7 protein-coding genes and 1 pseudogene are annotated in these 6,640 nt (G+C 40.5%); 2 read left to right on the plus strand and 6 right to left on the minus strand.

Annotated elements, in window-relative coordinates:
• Window positions 1-162 (plus strand): transposase domain-containing protein (locus CWB66_RS22965; RefSeq protein ID WP_138585943.1); only part of this gene is annotated, 162 nt, incomplete at its 5' end.
• Window positions 163-175: 13 nt separating this feature from the next.
• On the opposite strand, the pseudogene CWB66_RS14655 reads toward CWB66_RS22965, so the two are convergent.
• The 6 genes and pseudogenes from CWB66_RS14655 to CWB66_RS14680 form a co-directional block, all read right to left on the minus strand.
• A pseudogene (locus tag CWB66_RS14655) lies at window positions 176-336 on the minus strand (transposase); the annotation flags it as partial.
• Between the two features lie 40 nt (window positions 337-376).
• Window positions 377-1,216 carry a hypothetical protein gene (locus tag CWB66_RS14660; RefSeq protein WP_138585944.1) on the minus strand — a complete coding sequence of 280 codons (840 nt, stop codon included), beginning with the start codon at window positions 1,214-1,216 and terminating at the stop codon, window positions 377-379.
• Window positions 1,217-1,316: 100 nt separating this feature from the next.
• The gene (locus CWB66_RS14665; RefSeq protein ID WP_138585945.1) at window positions 1,317-2,120 is read right to left on the minus strand and encodes a DUF1338 domain-containing protein; all 804 of its coding nucleotides are present in this window, start codon (window positions 2,118-2,120) and stop codon (window positions 1,317-1,319) included.
• A gap of 27 nt (window positions 2,121-2,147) precedes the next feature.
• A complete protein-coding gene (gene astD / locus CWB66_RS14670; RefSeq protein ID WP_138585946.1) occupies window positions 2,148-3,614 on the minus strand; it encodes a succinylglutamate-semialdehyde dehydrogenase in 1,467 nt (488 codons plus the stop codon).
• A 7-nt stretch (window positions 3,615-3,621) separates the two neighbouring features.
• On the minus strand, window positions 3,622-4,656 hold the full coding sequence (astA, locus tag CWB66_RS14675) for an arginine N-succinyltransferase (protein ID WP_077535202.1): 1,035 nt from the start codon (window positions 4,654-4,656) through the stop codon (window positions 3,622-3,624).
• A 50-nt stretch (window positions 4,657-4,706) separates the two neighbouring features.
• Window positions 4,707-5,912, minus strand: coding sequence for an aspartate aminotransferase family protein (locus tag CWB66_RS14680; protein ID WP_138585947.1), 1,206 nt, complete (start codon window positions 5,910-5,912; stop codon window positions 4,707-4,709).
• 194 nt (window positions 5,913-6,106) lie between these two features.
• Here CWB66_RS14680 and CWB66_RS14685 point away from each other — a divergent pair, with 194 nt between their 5' ends.
• Complete coding sequence (locus tag CWB66_RS14685) at window positions 6,107-6,535, plus strand: Lrp/AsnC family transcriptional regulator (RefSeq protein WP_077538768.1); 429 nt, start codon at window positions 6,107-6,109, stop codon at window positions 6,533-6,535.
• Window positions 6,536-6,640: the final 105 nt, after the last annotated feature.

The raw sequence follows: 6,640 nt of genomic DNA on the forward strand, positions 1-6,640 counted from the left end.
AGCAAGGGCGCGCATGCGAGTACCGTACTCTATAGTCTTGTTGAAACCGCAAAGGCCAATGACCTTGTGGTGCATGATTATATTTCTATTTGCTTGCAGCACCTTGCTAATCAGCCAGATAACCTAGAGCCGCTGTTACCTTGGAACATTAAGCAAAGCTAGGTGTCGTTAGCTAGACGCTTACATTCAAGCGGCCTTTTCCATAGCTACGACAATGACGTAAGTTTAAACCATTACTTGTGTTTTTAAGTCTCGGAAGGACTCTTCTATCTGCATTCGCTGACTGTAAATTTTAACAATATCTTGTGCTGAATAATTAATATTGCACAATGTAGTGGTATCGCGATGTACAACGGTTTAACACCGTTTGATTACATCATCTTTTATTTATTGGTTTTAGAGGGGTTACATAATATTTTGTTTCGTACACGTGCATCATGCGTTTAGCAGTATCTGCATCGAACCCGTCATAGTGGACTCCTTTAAGAAATTCATACATTGCGGGGGTACGCATATACTGGTTAATTAAGGTTATTGCTTTTTCGCCTTCGACTGTTTGGCTGCAAGCAAAGTAACCATTAATAAACTCGGGGTATTCACTTATTGCACGGCTATCTAGCTGGGCATACTGTTCGTCAGATAAAAATGATTTAACAGTGTATTCGTAATTAACAATTATATCGATGCGTTTATGTATAAGTAATTGCCCTAATTGTGCAAAGCTATCGGCACTATTTATAGAAGCCACTTGATGCTGATAATCTGCAAACATGTTATCTAGCTCTTGATAACTGGCAGATGCAACAATTCCAAATGTTTTTTGATCTGCAAGTAATTTAGAAACAGACACTGTTTCTGGTAGCCCTTGTAGGGTCTCTTTATATCCAAAAATTTTACGCTGTACGAACATTGTTGTGGGTATTTCAGAGAACAAGAAAAGCTTTTCTCGTTGCTTTGTTTTAATCATATTATAACTGCATACAGGTTGCGGCCCGGATAAACGCTTTATTAAGCGAGCATGGTTAGTCCATTCTGTACTAACGTTAAATTCATCGCGTAGTATTTGTTGGAAAAGAGCATAAAAACGTTTTTCAGTTGTGCGCTCAGTCGTATCGTCATTATACGCACGGGACAATATAGTAAGGGAAGAGTGAGCTTCGGCTAGGAGAGGTAAACTAAGTAAACTAATGAAAATACAATGTTTTAAAATATTCATGCAATTTCCTTTTTGTTTAAAACTACCAAGAAATGCTTGAGTTGTCTTTATAAAAAAAGCCCATACGGGCTTTTTTTATACTTAAACACAACAGATTCAATTATCGTGCGTTGGTACTTTCAAAAATTTTGTCAGCTGAGGCTGCTACAAAACCAGTATAAAGCTCGCCGTCTGCTTTAGGGTAACGAATCGCAAACTCATAAAAGCAGCTAGGAATACTCATGTCACCATCACTAAATGTGACAGCGTAATCATCAGCAAGTGTTGATGATTGCTCAAGTAGCACCTCTGGTGAGCCTTTTACTTCGCCGCCTGATGTATTAAGTACAAAGCCAGCGTCTTTTAGCGCTTGGTTAACATCATGTATGTTATTAAACTTAGCAAGCGTATTAATATTGACGGTAAAGTGATTTGCACGATAGCCCCACGCTGACATCCACGCTGCATACTCGCTTTCGGCTAGCAATTGCTTGTAAGTATCAGTACTTACTTGCCAATGCGTTCCTGAATACAAAAAGTTATCAGCAGTGACAGCATTTTCATCAATTTTATCAACCATGTCGATTACGATGGTTTGTAACTCTGGCGAGCATTTTTCGACTAATAGCTCAGAAATAAACACTTTTGGTTGATTCGGATCGCTATGTTCATAGTGTTTTGCGTAAAGTTTTTTAGCTTCAAAGTGGTACTCACCACATTCTTTGTAACCAATAGCTAAAAAGTGAGCGGCGAGTTTTTCAAGACCGACCTTTTCAATATTAAATGTACGCAGCGCAATATGGTCGTTAATGATGTCATCTTTTTGCGTTGAACCTAAAAGGTCATGAATTTTCTCGGCCGATGGCGTCACTGTTAAATAGTTGCTCCAAAGGTTATCAAATAATGTGTTTACATTAGAATGCATTTTAAATCCTTAAATTTGGTTATTTAGTTACTCTATTATTAAGCCCGGCGCGAGGGTTTTCGGTAAGCTCACTGTGTCTGATTCAACAGATGCAACAGGGTAAGCACAATAATCAGCAGCGTAATAGGCACTTGCTCTGTGGTTACCACTGGCACCTATTCCACCAAACGGTGCAGCACTAGAGGCGCCGGTAATAGGGCGATTCCAGTTAACAATACCGGCACGAATACGCTTTAAAAAGTGTGTGTAATCATCTTCGTTATCAGCTAGTAAACCAGCAGATAAACCAAAACTTGTGTTGTTAGCTTCAATAATTGCGTTGTCAAAATCAGTATAACGATATACTTTTACAAGCGGCCCAAAGTGCTCTTCATCGGGCATGTCGGTAATGCTTGTTACATCAATAATACCTGGGCTTACAAAGCCTGTACCTGGTTTTAATTGTTTTAGTTCAACAAGTATTTGCGCACCTTTTGAGACTAATTCATTTTGTGCGGTGACCATACCAAGGGCTGCTTTTTCGCTTATCATTGCACCCATAAAAGGCTGCTCTGTAGCAAAGCTGTCATCTACAACTATGTGTTTAGTCGCACTTATTAGCTTTTCTAAAATAGCATCGCCATTAAGTGATTTCTCAATAAATAAGCGGCGTGCACACGTACAGCGTTGACCTGAAGTGATAAAGCCTGATTGAATAATGTCGTGCACAGCAGCGCTCACATCACTCACGTTTTTTACAATAAGAGGATTATTGCCACCCATTTCGAGCGCTAATATTTTGCCTGGGTGTCCTGCAAATTGTTTATGCAATAGGTGTCCGGTGTTTGAGCTACCTGTAAAAAACAAGCCATCGATATCTTTATGAGAGGCAAGTGCTTTACCTGTTTCAATTTCACCTTGTACAAGGTTAATAACGCCTGCGGGTAAACCTGCTTTTAGCCAAAGAGAGAGGGTGAATTCTGCAACGTGCGGTGTAAGTTCTGATGGCTTAAATATCACGGTGTTGCCTGCTAAAATTGCAGGAACAATATGCCCGTTTGGTAAATGCCCAGGAAAGTTATACGGACCAAAAATAGCCACAACGCCATGCGGTTTGTGTCTAATAAACGCTTTAGCACCGGGCATTGGGTTTTCGGTTGTACCGGTACGCTCATGGTACGCTTTAACTGAAATAGCTATTTTGCCTGTCATTGCGCCCACTTCGGTGCGCGTTTCCCATAATGGCTTACCTGTTTCGCGCGCAATTATGGTCGCAAATTCTTCGCTGTGTTCTTTTAATTGTGCGGCAAAGTTTTCCAAAATGGCTATACGCTCTTCAAGCAGTGTGTCTGCCCATTGTATTTGCGCGGCTCTGGCTGCTTTTACCGCTGAATCTACTTGAACAGCGTTTGCGCCATTACCGCGCCATACCGCATCACCATTACTTGGATTGATTGACTCAAATGCCGGACCAAGGCCCACATGCCACTGGTTATTAATTAGGTGTGTATTCATAAATAATTTACAGGCGGAAAAATCGCGCTGCATCTCCTTGGCTTAAATTAAGCGCCTTAGCCACATCTTGGCTAATAACGAGGGTATGTTTTGCATGGTTGTAATGTGCGTCTTTGGTAAATGTTGCTCTAAAGCCACTTACGCCTTGATTACATACAGCCAGCGTATCAGAGCTATTTTGTGATATGTGATCAAGCTCACCAATCGTAATAGGGCAAACTTGAGAGTCGCGAATACTGCGAATATTACCAAGCTTTGCTTCAACCGTTGGGCCTGCGTCAAATAAGTCAACATAGCCTCTGTGCTCAAAACCTTCTTTTTCTAATAATTTTAGCGCAGGTTTTGTTTTTTCATGCACATGGCCGATAACTGCTTGGGCTTTTTTACTAAGCAAATTTACATAAATTGGGTATTTAGGCATTAATTCGCTAATAAATACCTTATCGCCTAAGCCCACTAAGTGATCCGCTTCTGGAAATTCAATACTAAAAAAGTGCTCTTGCAGCCATTGCCAAAAAGGCGAGTGGCCGTCTTCGTCGCTAACACCGCGCATTTCTGCGATAACGGTATCGGCAAAACGCTCGCTATGCTGAGCCATAAATAAAAAGCGTGAACGTGATAAAAAGCGACCCGTTAAACCTTTGCGGCTATTTTCGCGCAAAAACAATGTGCATATTTCAGAGCAACCTGTGTAGTCGTTACACATGCTTAAAATGTCGACAGTGTTATATACATTTAAAGTAGGTGAGTGGTGTACCGTTTTACCTAAATGATAATGATATAAAGGAACCGATAAGCCTACTGCGGCTTCAATAGCGGTTGTCCCAACAACGTCACCGGTTTCGCTGTCTTCTAAAACAAATAAATAGCTTTCATCGAGAGGTTGGTTAACATTCTTAGCAAAGCTTGTTTCAGCACGTTCAATTTTTTCTTTAAGTTGTGCGTCGTCCACAGGTAAAGAGGTAAATCCATGGCCTGATTCAATCGCAATTTGTTTAAGCGCGTCAAAATCATTGGCAGTAATAGGACGTAATACTTGCATTTATTGCTTGCTCCAATAGCACGCCAGTAGGCGTGCTAATTTAAACTATATTAACCGTTTACTACATCGCCAACGGCTTTTTCAAAGCGCGCTAAGCCTTCTTTAATATCTTCAAACGGAATAACTAAAGATGGTGTAAAGCGGATCACATCCATACCCGCCACTAAGTTCATTAAGCCATTGTTAGCACTTGCTACTAAAAAGTCGCGAGCGCGTCCGGCAAACTGCTCATTTAATACCGCGCCAATTAATAAGCCTTTACCGCGTACTTCACTAAATACGTTGTACTTTTCGTTAATAGCGTTTAAACCGTCACGGAATAACTGTTCGCGCTCTTTAACACCATTTAGTACGTCAGGCGTATTTACAGTATCAAATGCGGCTTCTGCAACCGCACATGCAAGTGGGTTACCACCATACGTTGAGCCGTGTGTACCAATTTTTAAGTGAGCTGCAATCTCAGTTGTGGTGATCATTGCACCAATAGGAAAACCACCGCCAAGTGCTTTTGCCGTTGTTAAAATGTCAGGTACAACCTCTAAACCTTCGTACGCGTATAAATCGCCCGTGCGGCCAACACCTGTTTGTACTTCATCAAAAATGAGTAATGCGTTATGTTTAGTACAAAGCTCTCGTACTTTTTTAGCAAAGTCATCTGTTGGTGAAATTATACCGCCTTCACCTTGTAATGGTTCCATCATAACGGCACACGTTTTATCGCTGATCAGCGCTTCGAATGCAGCAATGTCGTTAAAATCACAATGCACTATGTCAGCAGGTTTTGGGCCAAAACCATCTGAATAAGCGGCTTGCCCGCCCACTGTTACTGTAAAGAACGTACGGCCGTGGAAGCCTTTATTAAAGGCGATAATTTGTGTTTTTTCAGCGCCATGTACATCTAATGCAAAACGACGCGCTAGTTTAAGCGCTGCTTCGTTTGCTTCAGCGCCTGAATTTGCAAAATACACTTTTTCAGCAAAAGTCGCATCGACCATTTTTTTAGCTAAACGGAGCGCAGGCTCATTAGTCATTACGTTTGATAAGTGCCAAATCTTTTCACCTTGCTCTTTTAATGCTTTAACTAGTGCTGGGTGGCAATGACCTAAACAGTTAACGGCAATACCACCGGCAAAATCAATAAATTCATTGTTGTTTTGATCCCACACGCGAGAACCTTCACCACGAACAGGGATAACCGCTGAAGGATTATAGTTTGGTACCATTACATCGTTGAATAAATCTCTAGTTACTTGCATTTTGTACACCTAAATTGAGGGCTTAGATAAGATAGTAGTTGCTAAATCAAAGAAGAATATAGCCATTATTCTTCAGCAAACACGGTATTAGTTTTAATAAGGCGTCATTATCGAAGGTTGTCAGTTAAATTTGCAGTGCTATTTTGTGAAAAATGATTAAAATAAAAGTCAAAATAACGAAATTAATAACCATTATGATAACTCCACAAGACGAAAAGCTATTATCTATACTAAAAACAAATGCCAGAGCGAGTATTTCGGATCTTGCTAGACTGCTAAATTTATCTCGCTCTACAGTGCAAAGTAGGATGTTGAAGTTAGAAGAAAATGGAGTCATTAAAGGTTACAGCGTCGATTATGGAGATGACTACCTAAGTAAGATGGTGTCGGCGCACGTGTCAATAAAGGTAAAGCAAAAGCTCACCACTAAAACTAATTTAGAACTAAAACAAATTGATGCAATATCGCAGCTTTATGCCATAAGTGGCGAATTTGATTTAATTGCCGTTGTACAAGCGCAAAACTTAGAGCAACTGAGCCATTTACTTGATGATATTGGTAACCTTGATGGGGTGGAGCGCACAACATCATCTGTTATTTTAGAGACTAAGTTTAAACGCTAATATATTTGTATCATAGTTGTCCGCAGTTCAGGTTATTTATTTAAGTGATAGATTTTCTATGGGGCCTGTACGAGGGCGTGTTGGCCTTTCGTGATTGATTTTGCA

It is taken from the genome of Pseudoalteromonas sp. S558 (genome assembly GCF_005886635.1).
Classification (GTDB): domain Bacteria; phylum Pseudomonadota; class Gammaproteobacteria; order Enterobacterales; family Alteromonadaceae; genus Pseudoalteromonas; species Pseudoalteromonas aliena.

Bases quoted from the DNA above. Each gene is read 5' to 3' on its own strand.
- CWB66_RS14660 (WP_138585944.1), bottom strand. From the start codon at position 1,216: ATGAATATTTTAAAACATTGTATTTTCATTAGTTTACTTAGTTTACCT.
- CWB66_RS14680 (WP_138585947.1), bottom strand. From the start codon at position 5,912: ATGCAAGTAACTAGAGATTTATTCAACGATGTAATGGTACCAAACTAT.
- CWB66_RS14685 (WP_077538768.1), top strand. From the start codon at position 6,107: ATGATAACTCCACAAGACGAAAAGCTATTATCTATACTAAAAACAAAT.
- astD (WP_138585946.1), bottom strand. From the start codon at position 3,614: ATGAATACACACCTAATTAATAACCAGTGGCATGTGGGCCTTGGTCCG.
- CWB66_RS14665 (WP_138585945.1), bottom strand. From the start codon at position 2,120: ATGCATTCTAATGTAAACACATTATTTGATAACCTTTGGAGCAACTAT.
- astA (WP_077535202.1), bottom strand. From the start codon at position 4,656: ATGCAAGTATTACGTCCTATTACTGCCAATGATTTTGACGCGCTTAAA.